We start from the raw sequence: 25,647 nt of genomic DNA on the forward strand, positions 1-25,647 counted from the left end.
GATCGGTGTGACCGGGCAGTTCTCGGCCGTGGACGGGCTGATCACGGGTGAGGAGAACATGCTCCTCATGGCGGACCTGCATCACCTGTCCAGGAGCCAGGGGCGGCGCGTGACCGCCGAACTCCTGGAGCGCTTCGATCTGGCGGAGGCGGCGAAGAAGCCGGCCGCGAGCTACTCCGGTGGCATGAAGCGGCGCCTGGACATCGCGATGACGCTGGTCGGCGGCCCCCGGATCATCTTCCTCGACGAGCCGACCACCGGCCTCGACCCGCGCTCGCGCCACACCATGTGGGGCATCATCCGCGAGCTCGTCACGGACGGTGTGACCGTCTTCCTGACCACCCAGTACCTCGAGGAGGCGGACGAACTCGCCGACCGTATCGCCGTGCTCCACGACGGCCGGATCGCCGCGGAGGGAACCGCCGACGAGCTCAAGCGGCTGATCCCCGGCGGGCACGTCCGGCTCCGCTTCACCGACCCGGCCGCCTACCGCTCCGCCGCCGAAGCCCTGGGCGAGGTCACCCTCCCCCTCACCCGGCCCCGCTCGAGCGGGGAGACCCCCACCGACGAGTCCCTGACCCTGCAGATCCCCAGCGACGGCAGCCAGCGCGACCTGCGCTCCGTCCTCGACCGACTGGACACCGCCGGCATCGAGGCCGACGAACTGACCGTGCACACCCCCGACCTCGACGACGTCTTCTTCGCCCTGACCAGCACCACCGACCAGCCGAACCAGCCGAAGGAGACCGTCCGATGAGTGCTGTGTCCCTCGCCGTGCGCGACTCGTCCACGATGCTGCGCCGCAACCTCCTGCACGCCCGCCGCTACCCGTCACTCACGCTGAACCTGCTGCTCACCCCGGTCATGCTCCTGCTGCTCTTCGTCTACGTCTTCGGCGACGTCATGAGCGCGGGGATCGGCGGCGGCGACGCCGACCGCTCCGACTACATCGCCTACATCCTCCCGGGCATCCTGCTCATGACCATCGGCTCCACCGTCGTCGGGGCCGCGGTGTCCGTCGCCATGGATATGTCCGAGGGCATCATCGCCCGCTTCCGGACCATGGCCATCCACCGCGGGTCGGTGCTGATCGGGCACGTCGTCGGCAGCGTCCTGCAGTCCGTCGCCAGCGTCGTCCTCGTCGGCGCGGTCGGCGCGGCCATCGGCTTCCGCTCCGTGGACGCCACCCTCCTGGAGTGGCTGGCCGCCTTCGGGCTGCTCGCCCTCTTCGCCCTGGCCCTCACCTGGATCGCGGTCGGGATGGGGATGGCCGGCCCGAACGCGGAGGCGGCCAGCAACAGCGCGATGCCGCTGATCCTCCTCCCCCTCGTCTCCAGCGCCTTCACACCGATCGACGCGATGCCCGGCTGGTTCCAGCCCATCGCCGAGTACCAGCCCTTCACCCCCGCCATCGAGACCCTCCGAGGACTGCTCCTGGGCACCGAGATCGGCCACAGCGGATGGCTCGCCCTCGCCTGGTCCATCGGCCTGACCGTCCTCGGCTACCACTGGTCGACCTCGAAGTTCAGCGACGACCCGAAGTAGCGCATCGGCGTCCCGAGGGCGGCGTACCCCGACGACCCGTCGGTGTACGCCGCCCGTTCGCCTGCGAGGAGTGCTGGGGAGTGCCGTGACCCCGCCGACCCCGTTCAGAAGTCGTTGTCGGTGACCGGTCGCAGCTCGTAGTGGAGCGTCCGGTCGCGCTTCAGCCGGTGGGTGAGCGGGACGGCCACACCCTGGAGCGCCGGATACTTCCGGGAAAGGGTCCGGGCGGCGTGGGTGTTCTCCTTCGAGTCCTGCTGAAGGAGGCGGGCCCAGGCCTTCACTGGCGGTCCTGTCGGCGCGCCCCGGACGGTGCACGGCGCGATCTCCACCACCGGGTGGTTGCGCATCCGGTCGACCTTCCAGGCCGAGGAGAAGGTGCGGATGTAGGCATGGTCGCCTTCGACGGCGATGCTGACGGGCGTACGGGCAGCTGATCCGTCCGGCCTGCGGCTGCTGAGCAGGACGGTGTACTGCTTCACGAACGGCTCCAGCTCACGGATCGTCTCCATGTATTCCATGGTGCATTAAATATGGCCCATCCGGGCATTTCGGTGGATTTTCCCGGCCCTTGCCGCGCGCGGGCCGCGAAGCCGTGGCGGCGGGGCGCGACCTGGTGCACCGGCCCCAGGATTCCGGCGGCTCAGCCGTCGACCCGCGCGTAGGCTCCCGTCCATGCAGGTCAACGGCGCCCCCGAGCCCTTCTCCACCTCCCGCCTCGACGCGATCCCGCTCGACGTCGCGCACGCGGAGGAGATGGCCACCGTCCTCTTCGATCCCGCGCTCCACACCTACACGGGGGGAGCCCCGGAGGACGTAGGCGCCCTGCGTGCCCGCTACGAGCGCCAGGGCGCCGGCTCGCCCGACCCCGCCGAGCTCTGGTGGAACTGGGTGCTCCGGCTGCGGGCCGACGGCTACCTGGCCGGGTACGTGCAGGCCACCGTGCGGGGGACCCGGGCGGAGGTGGCCTGGGTGGTCGGGACCCGGTGGCAGGGAAGGGGATACGCGAAGGAGGCGGCGACGGGTCTGGTGCGGCACCTGCTGGAGCGGGGAGCGGTCCGTACCGTCGTGGCCCACATCCACCCGGACCACGCGGCCTCCGCCGCCGTGGCCGCCGCCGCGGGGCTCCGGCCCACGGGTGAGCGTGTGGACGGCGAGGTGCGCTGGCGGCGGTCCGCCCACCCCAGGGCCCAGGAGGCCGGAACGGCGGGGTCGGCGGACCCTGGGCGCCGGCTCTGATCACGACATGGCGGGAATTGTCTTATACCTTCGTCAGTACGCGGTGCATGACGCCGCGGCTCCTGCCGAGCGACCTACGGAGGCCCTGGGGTGGGCGAACTGGGGAGGTTGGAAGCCCTGCGGCTCGCGGGGCTCACGGCGGCGGCCGATCCCGGCATGGACCGGTTCGCGAGGCTCGTCGCCCGGTTCCTGCGTGTCCCGGTGTCGCTGGTCTCGCTGCTGGAGGCCGACCGGCAGGTCTTCCCCGGCATGGTCGGACTGGCCGAGCCCTGGGCCGGGCGGCGCCAGACCCCGCTCAGCCACTCCTTCTGCCAGCACGTCGTGGTCGACGGCCGCCCGCTGATCCTGGAGGACACCCGGGTGCACCCGCGCACCTGCGGCAGCCTGGCCATCCCCGACCTCCGGGTGATCGCGTACGCCGGGATGCCGCTGACCGACGCCGACGGGCACGTCCTTGGCTCCCTGTGCGCCATCGACCACAAGCCGCGGAAGTGGACGGCGGACGAGATGCAGGACCTCGGCGACCTCACGGCGGCCTGCTCGGTGGAACTGCGCATGCGGATCGCGACCGAGCAGCTCCGGCAGGACCGTGACCACGCGGACCTGCTGCTGCGCGCCTCCGTCGAACTGGCCCACTCCCGTGACCTCACGGACCTCACCCGTCGGCTGCGCCGCCTGTTCCACGGCCCCTTCGACCCGTCCTTCGTGGGTCTGATGCTCGCGGACGGCCGGGGGCTGTGGAGGGTGGTCGACCCGGACGACCTGAAGCCGGTGGAGGCCGCCATCGAGCGCCTGGACCTGGACGCGGGCTTCCCCAGCACCCGGGCCATGCGCGAGCAGCGCACCGTCTTCGTCCCGGACCACGGGGCACTCGTGCACGGATTCAGCCCCGAGGCCGTGGCCGGATACGACGCCCTGGGGCTCAGCTCCGTGCTCTGCGTACCGCTGCCGGGCAGCCGGGGCGTACTGATGTGGTGCTGGCCCGAGCGCCACGTCCTGGCGGTGACGGAGGAGGCGGCCCTCACCGCGGTGGCCGGATACGTGAGCCAGGCGGTGGAACGCACGCTGTTCGTGGAGAACCGGCTCTCCACCGCCGAACAGCTGCAGGCCGCGATGCTGACGGACCTGCCGGCCGTGCCGGGCCTGGAGATGTCCGCCCTCTACCTGCCGGCCACCGACCAGGACATGGTGGGCGGCGACTGGTACGACGCCTACGTCCTGCCGGAGCCGCCGGCCACCCCTCGGCCGGCGCTGATGCTGTCCATCGGGGACATCATCGGCCACGACATCCAGGCCGCGGCCGTGATGGGCCAGGTCCGCAGCATGCTCCGCCAGGCCACCCTCGGCCATCCCGTGTACTCACCCGCGGGCGCCCTGGCCTCGGTCGACGCCGCCTTCGACGCGCTGCCCCTCGGCCCCGGCGCCACGGCCGTGCACGCCCGGCTCGACCCGGACGACGGCCGGTGGCGGCTGACCTGGTCCAACGCCGGACACCCTCCGCCCCTGCTGCGCACGCCCGACGGTCGTGTCCGCGTCCTGGGCGAACACGACCTCCTCCTGCTCGCCGCCCCCAGCGGCCTCCCCCGCCACGACCACACGCACGCGCTCCCCCTGGGCAGCGTGCTCCTGCTGTACACCGACGGCCTGGTCGAACGCCGGGACGACGACATCGACGCGACCATCCTGCAGACGGCCTCCGTCCTTGCCGCACATGGCGAGGAGCCCCTGCCGCAGCTCCTGGAGGCGCTCTCGCAGGGACTGGCGGACGCCCCGCAGCGCGACGACGTGGCGGTCCTCGTCGTCCGCGTCACGGGAGCCGGACAGTGACCGTGGCGGAGGCCGCCGGGACTCAGGACACCGGGACGTGAGCCACAGGACGAGTCATGGGCGAACGGTGGCGACCCCGCGTCTCAGCGCGTGGGGCGGCCCGCCCGCACCAGCTCGGCGACGTCGAGGACGACCTCGGCGCCGACGGAGGCGGGGAGCGGGGCCTCCTGCCCGGGGGCGTACACCTCGTGCCGGTCGTACCCGGCGGCCAGCGGCTCGGCCTGGTCCCGGAGGTGACCTCCAGGACCAGGCGGAAGCAGGCGGGGTCGTAGCAGTCGTTCTCGATCAGGTGCTTTGCGGGCCGTCCGGGGGTGGGGCCACGCTGATGACGCCTCCGATGACCTCGACGCGATGCCCCGGAAGCTGCTCGGTGAGACGGTTCGCCGTCACGAGCATCGGTTCCGGCTCATCGTCACAGGGGTGCTCGACTGCTGCTGCAGACATTGCGGGCCTCCTGGGACGGCTGGTGTCGAGAGCATCATCGTAGGGCGCTGGACCGCTGTCCGTCGTGAGTCCGGTCCGTCACCCGGGCGAGTGAAGCAGGAACGGCCCTGCTCACCGGGTGAGCAGGGCCGTTCCGGACGGGTGACCGTCAGAGCTTGTCGATCACGTGGTCGATGCAGGCGGTCAGTGCCTGGACGTCCGCCGGGTCGATCGCCGGGAACATCGCGACGCGCAGCTGGTTGCGGCCCAGCTTGCGGTACGGCTCCGTGTCGACGATGCCGTTGGCGCGCAGCACCTTGGCGACGGCCGCCGCGTCGATGCCGTCCTCGAAGTCGATCGTGCCGATGACCTGCGAGCGCTTCGCCGGGTCGGTGACGAACGGGGTGGCGTACTTGGACTCCTCGGCCCAGCCGTACAGGTGCTGCGAGGACGCGGCCGTGCGGCCGGTCGTGAAGTCCAGGCCGCCCTGGGTGTTCATCCACTTCAGCTGCTCGTTCAGCAGGAAGAGGGTGGCCAGCGCAGGGGTGTTGTACGTCTGGTTCTTCAGGGAGTTGTCGATCGCGGTGGGCAGCGAGAAGAACTCCGGGACGTGCCGGCCCGAGGCGTGGACGCGCGCCGCGCGCTCCAGGGCCGCCGGGGAGAAGACACCGATCCACAGGCCGCCGTCGGAGGCGAAGGACTTCTGCGGGGCGAAGTAGTAGACGTCCGTCTCGGTGATGTCGACCGGCAGGCCGCCCGCGCCGGAGGTGGCGTCCACCAGGACGAGGGAGCCCTCGTCGGCGCCCGCGACCCGCTTGACCGGGGCCGCGACACCGGTGGAGGTCTCGTTGTGGGTGAAGGCGTAGACGTCGACGCCCGCCTCGGCCTTCGGGTCCGGGTGGGTGCCCGGGTCCGAGGCGATGACGGTCGGGTCGGCCAGCCAGGGGGCGAGCTTGGCGGCCTTCGCGAACTTCGACGAGAACTCACCGAAGTTCAGGTGCTGGGACTTCGACTCGATCAGCCCGTGCGTCGCGACGTCCCAGAAGGCGGTGGAGCCGCCGTTGCCCAGGACGACCTCGTATCCCTCGGGGAGGGAGAAGAGGCTGCGTACGCCGTCACGCACCTCGCCGACCAGGTTCTTGACCGGGGCCTGGCGGTGGGACGTACCGAGAAGGGAGGTGCCGGTCGCGGCCAGTGCGTCGACCGCCTCCGTCCGCACCTTGGAGGGCCCGGCGCCGAAACGTCCGTCGGCGGGCTTGAGGTCAGCGGGAATCTGGATGTCAGCCACGGTGCGGAGCGTAGTCCCTCCCGGAAGCGGCCGGGGACCGTGTCCGTCCGGTGAGACACGGGCTCCGGACCGTGGACGGCCGTGGTGCGGGCCGTCCACGATCCGCGGGCGGGGCGCGGGGCGCGGATCAGCCCAGGTCGACCGGGAGCTCGTACAGGTCGTTCTGCGTCACGATCGGCTTGTTCCGCAGCTCGGAGGCCGGTACCGCGAGATCCAGGTCGGGGAAGCGCTCGTACAGCGCGGGCAGGGCGACCCCCGCCTCCAGCCGGGACAGTGCGGCGCCCGGGCAGACGTGCGGGCCGTGACCGAAGGCGATGTGGCGGTTGGGGGAGCGGGTGATGTCGAACTCACCGGCGGTGGGCCCGTACTGCTTCTCGTCGCGGCCCAGCGCGCCGAAGGAGATGAGCAGGCCCTCGCCCTTGGGCAGGATCTTGTCGCCGACCTCGATGTCCTCGGTCGCGAAGCGGATCAGGACGTGCGAGGTCGGGGTGTTCCAGCGCAGCGTCTCCTCGATGACGTTCTCCCAGGGCACCTCGCCGTTCAGCACGCGCCTGCGCTGCTCTGGGTGGGTCTGGAGCGCCTCGACGACATTGACGACCAGGCTGATCGTCGTCTCGTGACCGGCCGCGATGATCAGCTGCAGCGTGTTGACGATCTCCTCGTCGGTGAGGTGGTCGCCGCCCTCGGACGCCGAGATCAGCGCGCTGGTCAGGTCGTCGCCCGGGTTCGCCCGCTTGTCGTCGACGATCTTCGTGAAGAGGGTGCCGAGGTCCGCCATCATCTGCGGGACCTCCTCCGGCGGGGTCTGGGTCGAGAAGAACTTCTCGAACAGCTCCTTGAGCCGGGGGTGGTCGGCCGCGTCCACGCCCATCAGCTCGCTGATGACGTTCATCGGCAGCGGGTAGGCGAACTCCGCCTTCAGGTCGACGCTCTCGCCCTTGGGGTGTGCCGCCAGCTTGTCCAGGGAGGCGTTCGTCAGCGCCTCGATGCCGGACCGCAGCCGCTCCACCCGCTTCACCGTCAGCGCCTGGGCGACGAGGGTGCGCAGCCGGCGGTGGTCGGCGCCGTCCACCGTCAGCATGGAACGGCCCGGATTGGCGAGGCCGATCAGCGGCCAGTCCATGGGGATCTCGCCCCGCTGCCAGGCGTTCCAGACGTTGATGTCCTTCACCACGCGGCTGTCCGTGAGCAGTTGGCGTGCCTCCGCGTGATGCGTCACCGCGTAGCAGTGGACCCCTCCGGGGAGCTCCACCTCGGCCAGCGGGCCGGCGGCACGCAGCGCGGCGCTCTCGGCGTCGAGGTCGGCGACGAAGGGATCGAGGGCGATCCGGGTCATTTCTGGCCTCCAAGTGCGGGGGTGGGCGTGAAGTGCACCGGCAGGTCCGTCAGCCCGCGCAGCCACGGGGACGGACGCCGGGTCAGCTTTTCGGCGGGGACGGCGAGGTCCACGTCCGGGAGCCGGTCCAGGAGCACCTCGATCCCCGTACGGGCGATGACCTCAGCGGTCTCCTGGGCGGGGAACGGGCAGCGGTGCTCGCCGTGGCCGAAGGAGAGGAAGGCGTTGTTGCCGCCGGTCAGCGCGGAGCCGTCGGTGCGCACCTGCGGGTCGCCGTTGGCGGCGGCGATGCCGAGGAGCAGCAGGTCACCGGCGCGGATGTGGCGTCCGCCGAGGTGGGTGTCGCGGGAGGCCCAGCGGCCCGCCACGTTCTGGGTGGGCGTGTCCTCCCAGAGCACCTCGTTCATGGCTTCGCCGACACTGTGCCGGCCGCCGGACAGCGATGCGGCGAAGCGGTCGTCGGTCAGCATCAGCCGCAGCGAGTTGCCGATCCAGTCGGCGGTCGGCTGGTGGCCCGCGGCCATCATCACCATGAGGTCCTGGGCGACCTCCTCGTCGGTGAAGCCGCCCGGGTCCTGGAGCATCCGCGTCGCGACGTCCTCGCCGGGCTCGGCGTGCTTGTCGGCGAGGAGCTGGAACATGGCGCCGCCCAGGTGCTGCTGTCCGGCCAGCGCGCGCTCGCGGCCGTCGATCATGTCGTTGAGCGCGCCCACGAGAGGGCCGCCGACCTCGTCGCTGAAGCCGTAGAGCTTGGCGAGGACGCGGGCCGGGAGCAGCATCGCGTACTCGGCGATGATGTCGGTGCGGCCCGTGGAGCAGAAGCGGTCGATGAGGTCGTCGGCGAACTCCTCGGCGTACCTCTTGAGCGCGAAGGGGTCGACGGCCTCCAGCGCGTTGCTGATCATGGCCGCCCGGACGGTGTGCCGCTCACCGACCGTGTAGAGGATCGACGGCTGCTTGCGCCCGATCATCGGCAGCAGGGGCCAGTCGTCCGGGATGTGCTCCCACTGGCTCCACAGATCCGAGTCGCGGCTGAAGAGCACCGGGTCGTTGGTGACCTGGTGCAGTTCGCGGTAGCCGAGGATCAGCCACGCGGGCACGTCGCCGTCGAGCACGACGGGGGCCACGGCCCCTTGGTCGCGGCGCATCTCCCGGTAGAGCTGCACGGGGTCCGTCTGGAATCTCGGCCCGGACAGCGGGATCGAGCCCTCGGACATGGGGCACGTGGTCACAGTGTCGGCTCCGGGGTCAGCGCGGCGCCCTGGCCGCCCGCGAGCGCCGCTTCGGCGCCCTTCGCGCGGGCCACGGAGAGCGCGTGGAGGTGCTCGACCAGCGTGATCAGGACGTACTTGCTGGAGGAGCGGTCCCGGGCGTCGCACTCCACGAGCGGGACGTCGGGGGACAGGTCGAGGGCCTCGCGGATCTGCTGCTCGGTGTGGAGCGGCCCGCCGAAGTCGTTGCACGCGACGATGAACGGCGTGCCGTGGTGCTCCAGCCGGTCGATCGCGTACCAGGAGTCAGCGAGCCGTCGGGTGTCGACGAGCACGACGGCGCCCAGGGTGCCGGAGAAGAGGCGGTCCCACAGGAACCAGAAGCGTTCCTGTCCGGGCGCGCCGAAGAGGTAGAGGACCGATCGCGCGTCGAGCGTGATGCGGCCGAAGTCGAAGGCGACCGTGGTGGACGACTTGGAGTGCACGCCGTCGAGGTCGTCGACGGCCTCGCCCGCGCGGGTCATGGTCTCTTCCGTGTTGAGCGGACGGATCTCGCTCACGGATCGGACCATGGTGGTCTTGCCGACCCCGAAGCCGCCGACAACGACGATCTTCAGTCCGTTGTCGGCCGTCGCCTGCAGGGCGGCACGGTCAGAGGTTGCGGAGTCCAACGAGCACCTGTTCCAGGGTGTCGGTGTCGGGGAACCGGTCCTCGACACGGGCAGTACGGGGGTGGCGGGCGCTGATCCGGCCGGTGTCGAGCAGGTCGCACAGCATGATGCGGACGATGCTGACGGGCAGATTCAGGGTGGCCGAGATCTCGACGACCGCGGTGGGGCTGTCGCACATCCGCAGGATCGCGACGTGCTCCGACTGCATCCCGGGGCTCGGTTCGCACTCGGCGACGACGAGTGTCACCAGGTCGAACGCGGCCGAGTCGGACCGGCTGCGGCCACCCGTGAGGGTGTACAGCCGGTCCGGGTCGTCGTCGCGTCCGGGGCGGGGGCGCGGGACCGGCGTCATACGTCCGCGGTTTCCGCGGCCGTGGCCGCCGTGTCACCGGACCCCGCGGGGTCACGGGGCGGGGCCACGAGGTACTCGCCGAGCTGCTCGACGAGTTCGCTCATGTTGTGGCCGACCAGGCCGACGTCGGAGTCCTCCGCGGCCACGACCGCCAGATGGGCGCCGGCGCCCGCCTCGACGATGAAGAGCACGCCGCCGTAGAACTCCGTCATCGCGGACCGCACGCCGCCCGTGCCGTCACCGAACTCGATCGACGCGCCGTGCGACAGGCTCTGGATGCCGGCGGAGATCGCGGCCAGCTGGTCGGCCTGGTCGACGGAGAGTTCGGGGGTACGGCACAGCTTCAGGCCGTCCCGGGACAGGACGAGGGCGTGCCGGGCGCCGGGCGTGCGGTCGAGCAGCCCCTCCAGCAGCCAGTTGAGCTTCTCGTCGGTGGTCGCGCTCATCGGGTGTTGCCTTCCGGGTGCGGTGAATTGGCTCGTACCGCCTGGCTGAAGGTGCTGAAGCGGGCAGCCTGGACCTTCGCGTCGGTGGTACGGGGCCGGGGGGACTCGGCTCCGCCGGGGACGGCATTGCCTGTACGGGCTTCGGCGGCGGCCAGGGTGCGGCCACGGCGGCGCTTGGGCAGGCCGCTCTCACCGAACTGGGGGACGGCACCGGTGGACTGGGCCTCCGACTCCGCCTCCGGGCTGCGGGGCTCCTCGTCGGCCCGCGACGTGGCCTCGGGGGAGGCGGCCGCTGCGGCGCCGTCGCGCGCGACCGGAGTCGCGTGGTCCGGTTCAGGCTCGGGGCGCCCGGCGGGCTCCTGCACGGGCTCGGGGAGGGGAGTGGGCGTACGGGAGATGAGCTCCTGCGGCAGCATCATCAGCGCGCCCGTGCCGCCGCGCGCCGACGGCCGGAAGGAGACGGTGAGACCGTGCTTCCTGGCCAGCCGGCCGACGACGGCGAGACCCAGTCGGGTGCCGGAGATACCCGTGAGGTCCTGGTTGTCGGCGGACACGGCCCGCTCGGCGCGCCGCAGCTGCACGTCACTCATCACCAGGCCGCTGTCCTCGACCGTGACGACGATCCCTGCCGGGACCTCCTCGACGTACACGTGCACCTCGGCCGTGGGCGGCGAGAAGTTGGCAGCGTTGTCAAGGAGTTCCGCCAGGGCGTGCATGACGCCCTCGGCGGCGTGGCCCGCGATGGCCACATCGCTGGTCGAGTGGAGCCGGATGCGCTGGTAGCCGCCGATGCGGCCCATCGCGCCGCGCAGGATCGACTCCATCACGATCGGCTTGGCCCAGCGGCGGCCGGAGCGCGCACCGGTCAGCACGGCGATGGAGTCGGCGAGACGGCCCGCCTGGGCCGTGCGGTGGTCCAGGTGCAGCAGGTCGCCGAGCACGTCCTCGGCGGTGTGCCGGTGCTCCATCTCGCGGAGGTCCGCCAGCATGCTCGTGGCCAGGGCCTGCATCCGCCCCGCGGCGTTGGCGCACGCGGAGACCGCCGCGGAACGCTCGCTCTCGCTGCGCCGGGCGCGGGCCGTGAGCCGTGCCGTCTCCGTGGTGAGCCGCTCGTGCTGCTCGGCGGCCTCGGCGGTGACCCGGGCGACCCGGTCGTCCGCCTCGGCGGTGGCCCGGGCGGCCTCGGCGGAGGCGGCCGATCTGATCCGGGCGGTCTCGGCGGTGAAGCGCTGCGCCTCGGCGGCGGAGGTGGAGACGAGCCGCGAGGTCTCGGCGGTGAAGCGTTCGGAGTCGGCGGCCCGCAGCGCGCGCAGATTCCGGGCGGTGGCGAGCGTGTGGACCGTGACGGTCACCGCCACGCACACCAGCAGGGCGGCGGCGCCCGCCCCCCAGGCGAGCGGGGTACGTACCGGGACGGGAGCGGCGGCGACGGCCCACAGGCACAGAGCACCGGTAACGGCTGCCGATATCAGCAGGGCGAGTGCGGTCGGCCGGAGTGAAGGGCGCAATCGGAGTCCTCGGGGCGGACGGTGCGGGAGGAAGGGGACAGGTGTGGCGGATGGGGCAATCAGGATGAATCGGTGTGGTGATGGCGAAAGGGCCACAACTGGAGCTGATTGTTCCTGATCAAGTCACGGCAACTATAGGAGAATTGGCGACTTGTTTGGGGATTCCTTGTGGCCACTTCTGTATGAAATCTGGCTCGAAGTGACTTCGGCGGGTGCGCCGCGGTCGCCGATTCGCGTGTCAACCGGCGGGGCGGGCGGGTGAGTCGTGGCCTATGTGGCGTTATGCCCCCTGTGTGAAGCTTGATTTGTCACGCTCGTCGCTCGTGGGCCGGTGGCCAGCTAATGTGAGCGCTCCGGTGCAGCCGACCTGCCAGGTCGACACTGCCGTGACGAATCACCGCGCGCCTTGAAGGGGGAGGCGCCGCGCGTGGCCCCGACGGAGGACGCAGGCAACCGTGGACGCGCAAGGCCGTGGGCGGGACGAGGGCATCGACCCCGCAGACCAGTGGGTACTCAACCCTGACACCGGCGATTACGAACTGCGACTGACCCCTTCCTCAGGGCGATCGAGTGCTGCGGCCGGCGGATCCGATGCCAGGACGCCGGGACCCCGCCGCCGCTCGAAGCCGGAGGCCGCGCCCGAGGGCGACCGCGCCTCCGTGCCCGGCCAGCGGAGCGGGCGCCGGGGATCCGGCGGCGGACGCGGGGACCGCGACGAGACGCGCAGGCAGGGGAGCCGGGCGGCAGCGCCGGCGGCCGGGCGGCGCAAGGCGAAGCCCAAGAAGTCCGGCAAGAAGAAGGCCCTGGTCTGGACCGGTGGGGTCCTCGCCTTCCTGATGGTGGGCGTCGGTACCGCCGGCTATCTCCTCTACGAGCACTTCAACGGCAACATCACCTCCGTCTCCACCGACGGGGCCGGCACCGGTGGCTTCAGCAAGGACCGGGCGATCAACGTCCTCGTGATCGGGACCGACAAGCGGACCGGCAAGGGCAACGAGGGCTACGGGGACGCGGGGAGTGTCGGCCACGCCGACACCAACATCCTTTTCCATGTCTCCAAGGACCGCACGAACGCCACGGCGCTGAGCATCCCGCGCGACCTGATAACGGATATCCCGGACTGTCCGACCCAGCTGGAGGACGGCACCGAGAAGGACATCCCGGCGACCGCCGGCGGGCGCTTCAACACCAGCCTCGGACAGTCCGACCGCACCCCCAGCTGCACCATGCGGACCGTCACCGAACTGACCGGCCTGAAGGTCGACCACTTCATGGTCGCCGACTTCAACGCGGTGAAGAGCCTGACGAGCGCCGTCGGCGGCGTGGACGTCTGCCTCGCCAAGGACATCGACGACAAGGACTCGCACCTCAAGCTGTCCAAGGGCGAGCACACCATCGAGGGCGAGCAGGCCCTGGCCTTCCTGCGCACCCGGCACTCCGTCGGCTTCGGCAGCGACCTGAGCCGCATCGAGATCCAGCAGCAGTTCCTCGGCTCGCTGATGCGCAAGCTGAAGTCGAACGACACCCTCACGAGCCCCACCAAGATGTTCTCGCTCGCCGAGGCCGCCACCAAGGCGCTCACCGTCGACGACAAGATCGCCGACATCAACCAGCTCCGCAAGCTGGGCATGGAGCTGGCCTCCGTCGACCCGAAGAACATCACGTTCACCACGGTCCCGGTCCTCGACAACCCGGACGACAAGGCCACCGTCATCCTCGACAGGTCCAAGGCTCCGCAGGTCTTCTCGATGATGCGCGACGACGTCTCCTTCACCGCCGTGGAGAAGCAGGAGAAGGCCAAGGCGAAGGCCGAGGAGGCCGCCAAGCTCAAGGGTGAGATGGCCGACCCGGCCGACGTCCGGGTCGACGTCTACAACGGCGGCGCCCCCGCCGGCTCCGCCCAGAACGCCCTGGACTGGCTGCAGAACGAAAAGGATGTCCTCAAGTCCACGAACCAGGCCAACGCGGACGAGGACGTGAAGAAGACCCAGCTCGTCTACGCCCCCAACCAGGCGGACCAGGCCCGTCGGCTGGCCGACATGATGGGCCTCTCGGCCTCGGCCCTCAAGCCGACGACGACGGACGCGGGCGAGATGGACCCGATGGAGCTGACCCTCGGGCCGGACTTCACGGAGGCGGGCAGCCCGCTCTCGGCCCCGAGCAAGGCGCCGGAGGACATCCAGCGCGTGGAGGCGGACAAGGCGGTCTGCGCGAAGTAGCCGCCGGCCCTGCCGACCCCCGGCCCCTGCCCCTCCCGGGGCCGGGGGCCGTCCGGTCGCCGGCAGGAGCGAGCAGGAGAGGGACCGGAGACGGGCCGCGGGCCCGGGGCCCGTGTCGCGTCGCCCTTCCCACGGCCACCGTCCGGACACGGCATGCTGGCCGCATGGCCACCCCGCACACCGACCTCACCCGAGCCCTGGCCCGGGCCGTCCACGGCGACGTGGAGTCCGACGCGAGGGCCCGCGCACTCACGACGATGGACGCGTCCAACTACCGCAGGGTCCCGCACGCGGTCGTGGCCCCCCGGGACGCGGAGGACATCGCCGAGACGCTCCGGGTCTGCCGGGAGCACGCCACGCCGGTCGTCCCCCGGGGCGGGGGCACCTCCATCGCCGGCCAGGCCACCGGCACCGGCGTCGTCCTGGACCTCGCCCGCCACATGCGGCGGATCCTGGATCTGAACCCCGCCTCCCGGACCGCCGTCGTCCAGCCCGGCGTCGTCCTGGACGACCTGCGTGCCGCCGCCGCCCCGCACGGGCTGACCTTCGGGCCCGACCCCTCCACCCACAGCCGCTGCACGCTCGGCGGGATGATCGGCAACAACTCCTGCGGCGCGCACTCCGTGGCCTGGGGCACCACCGCCGACAACATCCGGAGCCTGCGCGTCCTGCGCTACGGCGGAGGCGAGACCCTGCACCTGGGCCGTGGCCTGCCCGACGCACCACCCGGTCTCCACGACTTCGCGGGCGCCCACCTCGCCCTCCTGCGCACCGGTTTCCCCGAACTCCCGCGCCGCATCTCCGGATACGCACTGGACGCGCTGCTCCCCGAGCGCGGCCCGGACCCCGCCCGCGCCCTCTGCGGCAGCGAGGGCACGCTCGCCGTGGTCACCGAGGCGACCGTGAGCCTCGTCGAGACGCCCCGCGCCCGCGCGCTCGCCGTCCTCGGGTACGCCGACGAGGCGGCCGCAGCCGAAGCCGCCCCCGGCCTCCTCCCGTACGGGCCGCTCACCGTCGAGGGCATGGCCGCCGACCTCGTACGCGAACCGGCCGGGCTGCCGCGCGGCGCCGCCTGGCTGTTCGTCGAGACGGGAGGCGACACCCCCGCCGAGGCCCGCGACCGGGCGGCCCGGATCGCGCGCGCCGCCGACACCCTGGACGGCACCGTCGTCACCGACCCCGCCACGATGCGGACCCTGTGGCGCGTCCGCGAGGACGCCGCCGGTACCGCGACGCGGATGCCCGACGGCAGCGAGGCGTGGCCCGGCTGGGAGGACTGTGCCGTACCGCCCGCGCGCCTCGGCCCCTACCTCCGCGACTTCCGCGCCCTGCTCGCCGAACACGGCCTGCGCGGCACGCCGTACGGGCACTTCGGCGACGGCTGCATCCACGTACGCATCGACTTCGACCTGCGGACCGAGCAAGGAGTGGCCCGCTTCCGCCGCTTCTCCGAGGACCAGGCCGCCCTCGTCGTCGGGCACGGCGGATCGCTCAGCGGCGAACACGGCGACGGGCAGGCACGGGCCGAGCTGCTGCCCCGGATGTACGGCGACGAGATGGTCGGCCTGTTCACGCGCTTCAAGGACCTCTGGGACCCGGACGGCGGCCTCAACCCCGGCATCCTCGCCCGCCCCGCACGGCTCGACGAGAACCTCCGCTTCGCCGTGCTGCCGAGCCGCCCCGTGGACGTCGCCTTCGGCTACCCCCACGACGGCGGCGACTTCTCGGCCGCCGTCAGCCGCTGCGTCGGCGTCGCCAAGTGCCGTACGGAGAAGGCGGGCCCGGACGTGATGTGCCCGTCGTTCCGTGCGACCGGCGAGGAGGAGCACTCCACCCGGGGGCGCGCCCGGCTGCTCCACGAGATGCTCGCGGGCGAGGTGATCACGGACGGCTGGCGCTCCACGGAGGTACGCGACGCGCTCGACCTGTGCGTGTCCTGCAAGGGCTGCCGCAGCGACTGCCCCGTGGGCGTCGACATGGCCACGTACAAGGCGGAGTTCCTCCACCACCACTACCGGGGCCGGCTGCGCCCCGCCGCGCACTACGCGATGGGCGGGCTGCCCCGGTGGCTGCGGGCGGCGGCGCCCTTCGCGGGCGTCGTCAACGCCCTGGCCCGGACCGGTCCGCTCGCCGCCCTGGCCAAGCGGCTCGGCGGCATCGAACCGCGCCGGAGACTCCCGGTCCTGGCACGGCAGACGCTCAGGGCATGGGCGCGGAGCCGCCCGGCCCCGGCGGCCGGGCCGCCCGTCGTGCTCTGGCCGGACACCTTCACCGACCACCTCTCGCCCGAGGTCGGCCGGGCGGCGGTCCGGGTGCTGGAGTCGGCGGGACGGACGCCGGTGCTGCCCGCCCCCGGTGTCTGCTGCGGCCTCACCTACGTGACGACGGGCCGCCTCGACGCGGCCCGCTCCGTCATGCGGCGGACCCTGGACCGGATGGGCCCGCTCCTCGGCGAACCGCTCGTCGTCCTGGAGCCGAGCTGCGCCGCCACCCTCCGTACGGACCTGCCGGAACTCCTCCCCGGTGACCCGCGCGCCGCCGCGCTCGCCGCGTCCGTCCGCACCCTGGCCCAGTACCTTCAGGAGGACGTCCCCGAGTGGACCCCGCCCCGCCTGGACCGCCCGGTCGCCGGCCAGACCCACTGCCACCAGCACGCCGTGCTCGGCGACGCCGCCGAGCGCAGGCTCCGTGAGAAGGCGGGGCTGTCCGGTGAGCTGAGCGGCGGCTGCTGCGGACTGGCGGGCAACTTCGGCTTCGAGAAGGGGCACTGGGACGTCTCCGTGGCCTGCGCGGAGGACCAGCTCCTGCCCTCCGTGCGGGCGGCCGGGCCCGGCACGGAGGTGCTGGCCGACGGCTTCTCGTGCCGCACCCAGCTGGACCAGCTGGGTGGACGCCGGGCCAGGCACCTCGCCGAGGTGCTGGCGGAGGGACTGGCGGAGGGGCTGGCCCCGGAGGGCTGAGGGCCGTCGGTGCAGCGCGCTGTCCGGCAGGCGGAGCACGTCGTGGCCGCCGGAATCCCGCCCGGCCGTCGCCGGGCGGTGGTCAGGTCCGGTGCCCGGGGGAGCCGAGCGCCACGATCTCCCGTGCCAGCGCCACCAGATGGGGCAGCGCCGGATGGCCGGGACCGTCCCGGCGGGCCAGCAGGACGGGCAGCGGCGGTGCGTCGTCCAGCGGCACGTACACGACACCGGCGTGCGGGTGCATCCCGGTGGTGGAGGCGCCCGACACCCCACTGCCCCGTCCCGCAGCGATCGCGGTGAGCCAGTCGTCGGTGTTGGCGACGGTGACGGTGGCCGCCGGCCGGTGGTGCGGGGGCCAGAGATCGAGCGTGGTCGCCCCGGAGACGGTGTTCAGGACGACCGCGCCGCCGGTCAGGTCGGCCAGGGACAGCGAGGCGCGGGCTGCCAGCGGGCCGTCGGCGGCGACGGCGGCCACCCGGCCCTCCGTGAACAGCACCTCGGTGACGAGCCCCGGGGTGTCCACGGGGCCCCGCAGCAGCGCGGCGTCCACCTCGCCCCGGGCGAGGCCCGCCGTGCGGTCGTCGATACGGAGCAGTTCGAGCGGGGTCCTGGGGTGGCGCTGCTGCCAGGTCCGCAGCAGCGGGGTGGTGTACGGGCCGAACGCGGACCAGGCGTGCCCGAGCCGCAGCGGCCGGTGGCTCAGCCGGCCGGGGTCGAGGGCCTCCTCGAAGGCGCCGACCGCGACGGCGGCCTTGTCGCGGAAGGTGACGCCCTCCGGGGTGAGGGCGAGGTGATGGGTGGAGCGGTCGACGAGCCGGACGCCCAGATGCCCTTCGAGCGAGGCGAGCGTGCGGGAGACGACGGGCTGGGTGACCCCGAGCCGGCCGGCCGCGCGGGTGACGCTGCCCTCGTCGGCGATGGCCAGGAAGGCCCGCAGGTGCCGGATCTCGATCCCGCGTCCACCGTGGTCGGCGCCCTGTCCAGTGCTCATGCGCCCGGAGCATAACGGGAGCGCAATGGGCATTTCACGGGAGGCTCGCCGGTCTCTACGGTGAGGACGTGAGCGGCTGTCGGTCAGTGCCGTACCGTATACCTCCTAGTGCATTCCACTGAACTGATGGAAGGGTTCCCGGTGAACGACCCGCGCGCAGCCGCAGAGCCGGCCGCAGCCGTCTCCGTCCCCGAGGCGGTGTCCGCGCTCGACGAGCCCGGCCACGGCCGGCCGGGCCGTCCCGGCGCCCGCCGAGCCGCACTCGGCCCGGTCGCGCTGGTGGTGGCGGGAGGGCTCTCCGTCCAGTTCGGTGCGGCGATCGCCGTCCTGCTGATGCCGCGGGCCGGTGCGCTCGGTGTGGTCACGCTCCGTCTCGCGGCGGCGGCGCTCATCCTGCTGATCGTCTGCCGGCCGAAGCTGCGCGGGCACTCGCGTGCGGACTGGGGCACCGTGGTCGCCTTCGGCGTCGCCATGGGCGGGATGAACACGCTCTTCTACCAGGCGGCCGACCGCATCCCGCTGGGCGCGGCCGTCACCCTGGAGGTGCTGGGGCCGCTGGCCTTGTCCGTCTTCGCCTCCCGTCGCCTGGTCAACCTCGTCTGGGCGGTGCTGGCGCTCGGAGGTGTCGTCCTGCTCAGCGGCGGCGGCTTCGACCGCCTGGACCCGGCCGGGGCGGCGTACGCCCTGGGCGCGGGCGCCATGTGGGCGGCGTACATCGTCTTCAGCGCCCGCACGGGCCGTCGCTTCCCGCAGGCGGACGGCCTGGCCCTGGCCATGGTCGTGGCGGCGGCGCTCTCGCTGCCCCTGGGCATCATGGAGGCCGGCTCGAAGCTGCTCGTCCCTTCCACGCTGGGCCTGGGGATCGCCGTGGCGCTGCTCAGCTCGGTCCTTCCGTACACCCTGGAACTGATGGCCCTGCGCAGGCTGCCCGCCTCCACCTTCGCGATCCTGATGAGCCTCGAACCGGCCATCGCCGCCACGGCCGGCTTCCTCATCCTCGACCAGGCCCTCTCCTCGACGGACGCCCTGGCCATCGCCCTGGTCATCGGGGCGAGCATGGGCGCGGTGCGCAGCCAGGGGCGGGCCTCCCGGAAACGCTGAGCCCGCCACTCCTGGACTTGTCCGTTCCGACTGCGCGTCCTGGCGTCCGATCCTAGGGTGGTCGCGACGACGGCCGACCTGGAGGAACACATGCCGGAACGCGACGATCTGCTGGCGCTCGTGACCGATCAGCGCACCAACTTCCTCTACACCGTCGCGGAACTCGACGACGCCGGGGCCCGCGCCCGGACGACGGTCAGCGAGCTGACCCTCGGCGGACTCCTGAAGCACCTCGGACTCGTGCAGCGCAGCTGGCTCGACGTCGTCGAGGGCACCGCCCCCGCGAAGGTGGACTGGGCGGACCTCGACCCCGACGGCAACCGGATGACCGACGGCGAGACGGTGCCCGGGCTGCTGGAGGCCTTCCACACGGCGGCGGCCGACTTCGACCGTACGGTTCGCGAGGAGGCCGACCTCGACCGCGAGGTCACGCTGCCCTCGTATCCCTGGTCACCCCCGGAGCCGGACGTCTGGACCGTCCGCCGCGTCCTGTGGCACGTCTTCCGCGAGATCGCCCACCACAGCGGTCACGCCGACATCATCCGCGAGGCGCTGGACGGTGCCAGCACCACGGCGAGGATGGCCGAGGCGGCGTCGAAGGGGCAGTGACGCGGGCCCCGGGCGGCGTCACCGTGCCGGGCGCGGGCGTGAGGAGCACGATGGAAGGGAGCGAAGGAAGGAGGCCCGCGCATGGGAGCCGTCAAGGAGACCGATGAGTACGCCGGGCTGTACTCCCACACCCCCTCCCAGGCCGAGGGCGACCGCGCGGAGTAGGAGCGGGGTGTGGGTCAGCCGTCGACCGGAAGGATCCGGAAGGCGGTCAGGCCGGGGGGCAGTGCGCCGGCCCTCCGTCCCCGGCCACCGGGCCGGCTGACGCGCGTCTCGGCGGGGCGTGCGACGCGCGACCGGAAGGCGTGGATGCGGCCCCGATAGAATCATGCAAGCACGCTTGCTTGTTTTGCGGGGCGCTGGCATGCTCCGGGGCACACCGCCACGCCCCGAGGGGAGCGCACCGTGCCCGACGCATCGGCCGTGACCGCCGCCGTGCTCGACGACCTGCGTGAGGAGAGCGACGAACTCGACCTGCTGGTAGCGGGGTTGAGCGCGCACGAGTGGACCGTGGAGACCCCTGCCCAGGGGTGGACCGTCGCCCACCAGATCGCCCACCTCAACTGGACCGACGAGGTGGCCCTGGTCGCCGCCACCGAGCCGGACGCCTTCGCCGCCGAGGTCGACAGGGCCCTGGCCGCCCCCGGGACCTTCGTCGACGAGGCGGCCGAGGAGGCCGTCACCGCCCTGACGCCCCAGGCGCTGCTCGTGGAGTGGCGGGCCGGACGGGCCCGGCTGCAGGAGGTCCTGCGCGCGGCTCCCGACGGGACGAAACTGCCCTGGTACGGGCCGCCCATGAGCCTCGCCTCGATGGCGACCGCCCGGCTGATGGAGACCTGGGCGCACGGCCAGGACGTCGCCGACGCGCTCGGCGTGACCAGGAAGCCCACCGCCCGGCTGCGGCACGTCGCCAGGATCGGCGTACGGGCCCGGGACTACGCCTACTTCGTCCGTGGCGAGCAACCGCCCGCCGAGCAGTTCCGGGTGGAACTCCGTGCCGAGGACGGCGGGTCGACCGTGTACGGCCCCGAGGGCGCAGCCCAGCGGGTCACCGGTCCGCTCCTCGACTTCTGCCTGCTCGTCACCCAGCGCGCCCACCGCGACGACCTCGCCGTCGAGGCGGTGGGCCCGGACGCCCGGCGGTGGCTGGACATCGCGCAGGCCTTCGCCGGACCCGCCGGCGCCGGACGCCCCCCGAAGGCGGACCGATGACCCGGCCTCTGCGCATCGGCAACGCGTCCGGCTTCTACGGCGACCGCTTCGACGCCGTGCGCGAGATGCTCACCGGCGGCCCGCTGGACGTCCTCACCGGGGACTACCTCGCCGAACTCACCATGCTGATCCTCGGCCGGAGCCGGCTCAAGGACCCGAAGCGCGGCTACGCCACGACGTTCCTGCGGCAGCTGGAGGAGAGCCTGGGGCTCGCCCACGAGCGGGGCGTGAAGATCGTCACCAACGCCGGCGGGCTGAATCCGGCCGGACTCGCCGACGCCGTACGGGAGCTCGCGGACCGCACCGGCGTGCCCGTGCGCGTCGCCCACGTCGAGGGCGACAGTCGCCCCGTGCCCGACGGCCACCTCACCGCCAACGCCTACCTCGGAGGCGGAGGCATCGCCGCCTGCCTCCGCGCCGGGGCCGACATCGTGGTCACCGGCCGGGTCACCGACGCCGCCCTCGTCACCGGACCCGCCGCCGCCCACTTCGGCTGGGGACCAGGCGACCACGACGCCCTCGCCGGAGCCGTCGTCGCCGGCCACGTCCTGGAGTGCGGCACCCAGGCCACCGGAGGCAACTACGCCTTCTTCGGCGACCACGACGTCCGCCGCCCCGGCTTCCCGCTCGCCGAGATCCACGAGGACGGCAGCAGCGTCATCACCAAGCACGACGGCACCGGCGGGGTCGTCGACACCGGAACCGTCACCGCGCAGCTGCTGTACGAGACCGGCGGCGCCCGCTACGCGGGACCCGATGTCACCGCCCGGCTCGACACCGTGACCCTGGCACCGGACGGGCCCGACCGGGTGCGGATCAGCGGCGTACGCGGTGAAGCCCCGCCGCCCACGCTGAAGGTCGGGCTGACCCGGCTCGGCGGGTGGCGCAACGAGGTCGTCTTCGTGCTGACGGGCCTCGACATCGACGCCAAGTCCCGCCTCGTGCGGGACCAGTTCGCCGACGCCCTGGACCGTGCCGGCTCCGAGCCCGCCGAGGTGCGCTGGGACCTCGTGCGCACCGACCGGGCCGACGCCGCCACCGAGGAGACCGCGAGCGCCCTGCTCCGGCTCGTCGTGCGCGACCCGGACGCGGACGCTGTCGGCCGCGCGGTGTCCGGGGCCGCCGTCGAGCTCGCCCTCGGCAGCTACCCGGGCTTCCATGTGACCGCCCCGCCCGGGAAGGGCGCGCCGTACGGCGTGTTCGAGGCCGCGTACACACCGGCCGGCGAGGTCGAGCACGTCGCCGTGCTGCCCGACGGGTCCCGGGAGAGCGTCCCGGCGGCGGGACCGTACGCGGAGCTCGCGGAGGTGGATGAGCCGGACCTGCCCGAGCCGCTGCCCGCCGGCCCCACCCGCACCGCGCCCCTCGGAGCCGTCGCGGGGGCCCGCAGCGGCGACAAGGGCGGGGACGCCAACGTCGGCGTGTGGGTGCGCGGTGACGACGCCTGGCGGTGGCTGGCCCACGAACTGACCGTCGACCGCTTCAGGGAGCTGCTGCCCGAGACGGCGGAACTCACCGTCGTACGCCATGTCCTGCCCCGGCTGCGGGCGCTCAACTTCACCGTCCACGGCCTTCTCGGCGAAGGCGTCGCCGCGCAGGCGCGCTTCGACCCGCAGGCCAAGGCGGTGGGGGAGTGGCTGCGGTCCCGGCACGTCGCCGTTCCCCTGCATCTGCTCGACGAGGACGAACCGGAGGCGCACGCATGACCGTCCTGCCCACCGCGCTCGACACCGCGGGCCCCGAGTACGCCGCCCACCGGGAGGCCATGCTCGAGAAGCTCGCCGAGCTGGACAGCGAGCACGCCAAGGCCCTGGCGGGCGGCGGCGAGAAGTACGTGGCACGCCATCGGGCGCGGGGCAAGCTCCTCGCCCGTGAGCGGATCGAGCTGCTGGTCGACCCGGACACCCCCTTCCTGGAGCTGTCCCCGCTCGCCGCCTGGGGCAGCGACTACGCGACCGGAGCCTCGCTCGTCACCGGGATCGGGGTGATCGAGGGCGTGGAGTGCCTGATCACCGCCAACGACCCGACCGTGCGCGGCGGCGCCTCCAACCCCTGGACCCTGAAGAAGGCCCTGCGCGCCAACGAGATCGCCTTCGCCAACCGGCTGCCCTGCATCTCGCTCGTGGAGTCCGGAGGCGCGGACCTGCCCTCGCAGAAGGAGATCTTCATCCCCGGAGGGTCCCTCTTCCGTGACCTCACCAGGCTCTCGGCCGCCGGAATCCCCACGGTGGCGGTCGTGTTCGGCAACTCCACGGCGGGCGGGGCGTACGTCCCCGGCATGTCCGACCACACCGTGATGATCAAGGAGCGGTCCAAGGTGTTCCTCGGCGGCCCGCCGCTGGTGAAGATGGCCACGGGCGAGGAGAGCGACGACGAGTCGCTCGGCGGCGCCGAGATGCACGCCCGCACCTCCGGACTCGCCGACCACTACGCCGTGGACGAGCACGACGCGCTGCGCCAGGCCCGCCGGATCGTCGCCCGGCTCAACTGGCGCAAGGCGCATCCCGATCCGGGACCCGTCGAGCCGCCGAAGTACGACGAGGACGAGCTGACCGGGATCGTCCCCGGTGACCTCAAGGTCCCCTTCGACCCGCGCGAGGTCATCGCCCGGCTCGTCGACGGCTCGGACTTCGACGCCTTCAAGCCGCTCTACGGGACGAGCCTGGTCACCGGCTGGGCACGCCTGCACGGCTATCCCGTCGGCATCCTCGCCAACGCGCAGGGCGTGCTGTTCAGCGAGGAGTCGCAGAAGGCCGCGCAGTTCATCCAGCTCGCCAACCAGCGCGACATCCCCCTGCTCTTCCTGCACAACACCACCGGCTACATGGTCGGCAAGGAGTACGAGCAGGGCGGCATCATCAAGCACGGCGCCATGATGATCAACGCGGTGTCCAACTCCAGGGTTCCGCACCTCTCCGTCCTGATGGGCGCCTCCTACGGCGCCGGGCACTACGGCATGTGCGGCCGGGCCTACGACCCCCGCTTCCTCTTCGCCTGGCCCAGCAGCAAGTCGGCCGTCATGGGACCCCAGCAGCTCGCGGGTGTCCTCTCGATCGTCGCCCGCGCCTCCTCCGCGGCGAAGGGGCTGCCCTACGACGACGAGGCCGACGCCGGGCTGCGCGCCATGGTGGAGCAGCAGATCGAGTCCGAGTCGCTGCCGATGTTCCTTTCGGGGCGGTTGTACGACGACGGGGTCATCGACCCGCGCGACACCAGGACCGTCCTCGGGATGTGCCTGTCAGCGATCCATACGGCACCGGTCGAAGGCGCGCGCGGCTTCGGCGTCTTCCGGATGTGAGGAATCGGATGATCACCGCACTGCTGGTCGCCAACCGGGGCGAGATCGCCTGCCGGATCTTCCGCACCTGCCGTGAGCTGGGCATATCAACCGTCGCCGTGTACTCCGACGCGGACGCCGGCGCCCTGCACGTACGGGAGGCCGACACCGCCGTACGCCTGCCGGGCGCCGCGCCCGCCGACACGTATCTCCGAGGCGACCTCGTCGTCGCCGCCGCCCTCGCGGCGGGCGCCGACGCCGTGCACCCGGGGTACGGCTTCCTCTCGGAGAACGCCGGCTTCGCCCGGGCTGTGCAGGACGCCGGCCTCGTCTGGGTGGGGCCGCCGGTCAAGGCCATCGAGCTGATGGCCTCCAAGACCAGGGCCAAGGAGCTGATGGCAGCCGCCGGTGTGCCGCTGCTGGCTCCGGTCGACCCGGACGCCGCCACCGTCGCCGACCTCCCCCTGCTGCTGAAGGCGGCGGCGGGCGGCGGCGGCCGGGGGATGCGGATCGTCCGGGAACTCTCCTCGCTGCCATCTGAGTTGACCGCCGCCTCCGCCGAGGCGGCCGGGGCCTTCGGGGACGGCGAGGTCTTCGCCGAGCCGTACGTCGAACGGGGCCGGCACGTCGAGGTCCAGGTCATGGCGGACGGGCAGGGCACGGTGTGGGCGCTGGGAACCCGTGACTGCTCCCTCCAGCGACGGCACCAGAAGGTCGTCGAGGAGGCCCCGGCACCCGGCCTGGACGACGCGCTGCGCGGGCGGCTGCGTGACGCGGCCGTCGCGGCGGCGCAGGCGGTGGGCTACCGGGGCGCGGGAACCGTCGAGTTCCTCCTGTCGTCGGAAGGCCGCCCCTACTTCCTGGAGATGAACACCCGGCTCCAGGTCGAACACCCGGTCACGGAGGCGGTGTTCGGCCTCGATCTCGTCGCCCTGCAACTGCGGATCGCGGAGGGCGGGCCGCTGCCCGCCGCCGCGCCCCCCGAGCCGTCCGGGCACGCCGTCGAGGCCCGCCTCTACGCCGAGGACCCGGCCCGTGACTGGCAGCCGCAGACCGGAGCACTGCTCACGCTCGACGTGCCGGACGAACCGGGCATCCGCCTCGACACCGGATACACCGGCGGCGACACCGTCGGGGTGCACTACGACCCCATGCTCGCCAAGGTCGTCGCGCACGCCCCCACCCGCGCCGAGGCGGTCCGTCTCCTCGCCCGCGCCCTCGAACGCGCCCGTATCCACGGCCCGGTCACCAACCGCGAGCTGCTGGTACGGTCCCTGCGCCACCCGGACTTCACCAGGGGACGCCTCGACACGGGCTTCTACGACCGGCACCTGGCCGCACTGACGGCGACCGACGGCCCCGCTGCGGACTCCGCCCGCCGTCTCGCCGCCACCGCCGCCGCGCTCGCGCTCGCCACCGCCCTGGCCCTCACCGG

Annotated in this window: 21 protein-coding genes and 1 pseudogene; 12 read left to right on the top strand and 10 right to left on the bottom strand. The window is 72.6% G+C overall.

Annotated features, from left to right (window positions below):
• Together B9S57_RS03225 and B9S57_RS03230 are read left to right on the top strand one after the other, a co-directional pair.
• A partial coding sequence (locus B9S57_RS03225) for an ATP-binding cassette domain-containing protein (RefSeq protein WP_103514013.1) occupies window positions 1-757 on the top strand: 757 nt, incomplete at its 5' end.
• Window positions 754-1,545 carry an ABC transporter permease gene (locus B9S57_RS03230; RefSeq protein WP_103514014.1) on the top strand — a complete coding sequence of 264 codons (792 nt, stop codon included), beginning with the start codon at window positions 754-756 and terminating at the stop codon, window positions 1,543-1,545. The genes B9S57_RS03225 and B9S57_RS03230, both read left to right, overlap by 4 nt.
• A 104-nt stretch (window positions 1,546-1,649) precedes the next feature.
• Here B9S57_RS03230 and B9S57_RS03235 read toward each other — a convergent pair whose 3' ends face one another.
• Window positions 1,650-2,054 carry a PPOX class F420-dependent oxidoreductase gene (locus B9S57_RS03235; protein ID WP_103514015.1) on the bottom strand — a complete coding sequence of 135 codons (405 nt, stop codon included), beginning with the start codon at window positions 2,052-2,054 and terminating at the stop codon, window positions 1,650-1,652.
• Between the two features lie 163 nt (window positions 2,055-2,217).
• Here B9S57_RS03235 and B9S57_RS03240 point away from each other — a divergent pair, with 163 nt between their 5' ends.
• Together B9S57_RS03240 and B9S57_RS03245 are read left to right on the top strand one after the other, a co-directional pair.
• The gene (locus tag B9S57_RS03240; RefSeq protein ID WP_103514016.1) at window positions 2,218-2,781 is read left to right on the top strand and encodes a GNAT family N-acetyltransferase; all 564 of its coding nucleotides are present in this window, start codon (window positions 2,218-2,220) and stop codon (window positions 2,779-2,781) included.
• 90 nt (window positions 2,782-2,871) lie between these two features.
• On the top strand, window positions 2,872-4,608 hold the full coding sequence (locus tag B9S57_RS03245; protein WP_103514017.1) for a GAF domain-containing SpoIIE family protein phosphatase: 1,737 nt from the start codon (window positions 2,872-2,874) through the stop codon (window positions 4,606-4,608).
• Window positions 4,609-4,691: 83 nt separating this feature from the next.
• Here B9S57_RS03245 and B9S57_RS03250 read toward each other — a convergent pair.
• The 8 genes and pseudogenes from B9S57_RS03250 to B9S57_RS03285 all read right to left on the bottom strand — a co-directional run bounded on the left by B9S57_RS03250 (window position 4,692) and on the right by B9S57_RS03285 (window position 11,843).
• Window positions 4,692-5,052, bottom strand: a pseudogene (locus tag B9S57_RS03250) (hypothetical protein).
• 148 nt (window positions 5,053-5,200) lie between these two features.
• On the bottom strand, window positions 5,201-6,319 hold the full coding sequence (gene serC / locus B9S57_RS03255) for a phosphoserine transaminase (RefSeq protein WP_103514018.1): 1,119 nt from the start codon (window positions 6,317-6,319) through the stop codon (window positions 5,201-5,203).
• A 127-nt stretch (window positions 6,320-6,446) separates the two neighbouring features.
• Entirely contained in the window at window positions 6,447-7,655 is a 1,209-nt protein-coding gene (locus tag B9S57_RS03260; protein WP_103514019.1) for a cytochrome P450, read from the bottom strand.
• A complete protein-coding gene (locus tag B9S57_RS03265) occupies window positions 7,652-8,872 on the bottom strand; it encodes a cytochrome P450 (RefSeq protein ID WP_181011216.1) in 1,221 nt (406 codons plus the stop codon). The genes B9S57_RS03260 and B9S57_RS03265 overlap by 4 nt, the downstream gene beginning before the upstream one ends.
• Window positions 8,873-8,883: 11 nt before the next feature.
• The gene (locus B9S57_RS03270) at window positions 8,884-9,537 is read right to left on the bottom strand and encodes an ATP/GTP-binding protein (protein ID WP_103514021.1); all 654 of its coding nucleotides are present in this window, start codon (window positions 9,535-9,537) and stop codon (window positions 8,884-8,886) included.
• Window positions 9,518-9,889, bottom strand: coding sequence for a DUF742 domain-containing protein (locus B9S57_RS03275; protein WP_103514022.1), 372 nt, complete (start codon window positions 9,887-9,889; stop codon window positions 9,518-9,520). The genes B9S57_RS03270 and B9S57_RS03275 overlap by 20 nt, the downstream gene beginning before the upstream one ends.
• Window positions 9,886-10,335 carry a roadblock/LC7 domain-containing protein gene (locus tag B9S57_RS03280; RefSeq protein ID WP_103514023.1) on the bottom strand — a complete coding sequence of 150 codons (450 nt, stop codon included), beginning with the start codon at window positions 10,333-10,335 and terminating at the stop codon, window positions 9,886-9,888. Before B9S57_RS03280 ends, B9S57_RS03275 begins: the two co-directional genes overlap by 4 nt.
• Window positions 10,332-11,843, bottom strand: a complete 1,512-nt coding sequence (locus B9S57_RS03285) for an ATP-binding protein (RefSeq protein WP_103514024.1) — start codon at window positions 11,841-11,843, stop codon at window positions 10,332-10,334. The genes B9S57_RS03280 and B9S57_RS03285 overlap by 4 nt, the downstream gene beginning before the upstream one ends.
• A 455-nt stretch (window positions 11,844-12,298) precedes the next feature.
• On the opposite strand from B9S57_RS03285, the gene B9S57_RS03290 reads away from it, so the two are divergent.
• Both B9S57_RS03290 and B9S57_RS03295 read left to right on the top strand, forming a co-directional pair.
• The gene (locus B9S57_RS03290) at window positions 12,299-14,062 is read left to right on the top strand and encodes an LCP family protein (RefSeq protein ID WP_103514025.1); all 1,764 of its coding nucleotides are present in this window, start codon (window positions 12,299-12,301) and stop codon (window positions 14,060-14,062) included.
• A gap of 164 nt (window positions 14,063-14,226) precedes the next feature.
• Window positions 14,227-17,022: an FAD-binding and (Fe-S)-binding domain-containing protein gene (locus B9S57_RS03295; RefSeq protein ID WP_103514026.1), complete on the top strand. Its 2,796-nt coding sequence runs from the start codon at window positions 14,227-14,229 to the stop codon at window positions 17,020-17,022.
• Window positions 17,023-17,104: 82 nt separating this feature from the next.
• On the opposite strand, the gene B9S57_RS03300 is transcribed toward B9S57_RS03295, so the two are convergent.
• Window positions 17,105-18,013: a LysR family transcriptional regulator gene (locus B9S57_RS03300; protein ID WP_103514027.1), complete on the bottom strand. Its 909-nt coding sequence runs from the start codon at window positions 18,011-18,013 to the stop codon at window positions 17,105-17,107.
• A 141-nt stretch (window positions 18,014-18,154) separates the two neighbouring features.
• Here B9S57_RS03300 and B9S57_RS03305 point away from each other — a divergent pair, with 141 nt between their 5' ends.
• From B9S57_RS03305 to B9S57_RS03330, 6 genes are all read left to right on the top strand, one after another.
• Window positions 18,155-19,114, top strand: coding sequence for a DMT family transporter (locus tag B9S57_RS03305; protein WP_103514028.1), 960 nt, complete (start codon window positions 18,155-18,157; stop codon window positions 19,112-19,114).
• Between the two features lie 90 nt (window positions 19,115-19,204).
• On the top strand, window positions 19,205-19,723 hold the full coding sequence (locus tag B9S57_RS03310) for a DUF664 domain-containing protein (protein WP_103514029.1): 519 nt from the start codon (window positions 19,205-19,207) through the stop codon (window positions 19,721-19,723).
• Between the two features lie 405 nt (window positions 19,724-20,128).
• Window positions 20,129-20,935, top strand: a complete 807-nt coding sequence (locus tag B9S57_RS03315) for a TIGR03084 family metal-binding protein (RefSeq protein ID WP_103514030.1) — start codon at window positions 20,129-20,131, stop codon at window positions 20,933-20,935.
• Window positions 20,932-22,641, top strand: coding sequence for an acyclic terpene utilization AtuA family protein (locus tag B9S57_RS03320; protein ID WP_103514031.1), 1,710 nt, complete (start codon window positions 20,932-20,934; stop codon window positions 22,639-22,641). The genes B9S57_RS03315 and B9S57_RS03320 overlap by 4 nt, the downstream gene beginning before the upstream one ends.
• Entirely contained in the window at window positions 22,638-24,233 is a 1,596-nt protein-coding gene (locus tag B9S57_RS03325; protein WP_103514032.1) for an acyl-CoA carboxylase subunit beta, read from the top strand. Before B9S57_RS03320 ends, B9S57_RS03325 begins: the two co-directional genes overlap by 4 nt.
• Window positions 24,234-24,241: 8 nt before the next feature.
• A partial coding sequence (locus B9S57_RS03330; protein WP_103514033.1) for an acetyl/propionyl/methylcrotonyl-CoA carboxylase subunit alpha occupies window positions 24,242-25,647 on the top strand: 1,406 nt, incomplete at its 3' end.

The organism is Streptomyces sp. SM10 (assembly GCF_002910915.1).
In the GTDB taxonomy this organism is placed as follows: Bacteria; Actinomycetota; Actinomycetes; order Streptomycetales; family Streptomycetaceae; genus Streptomyces.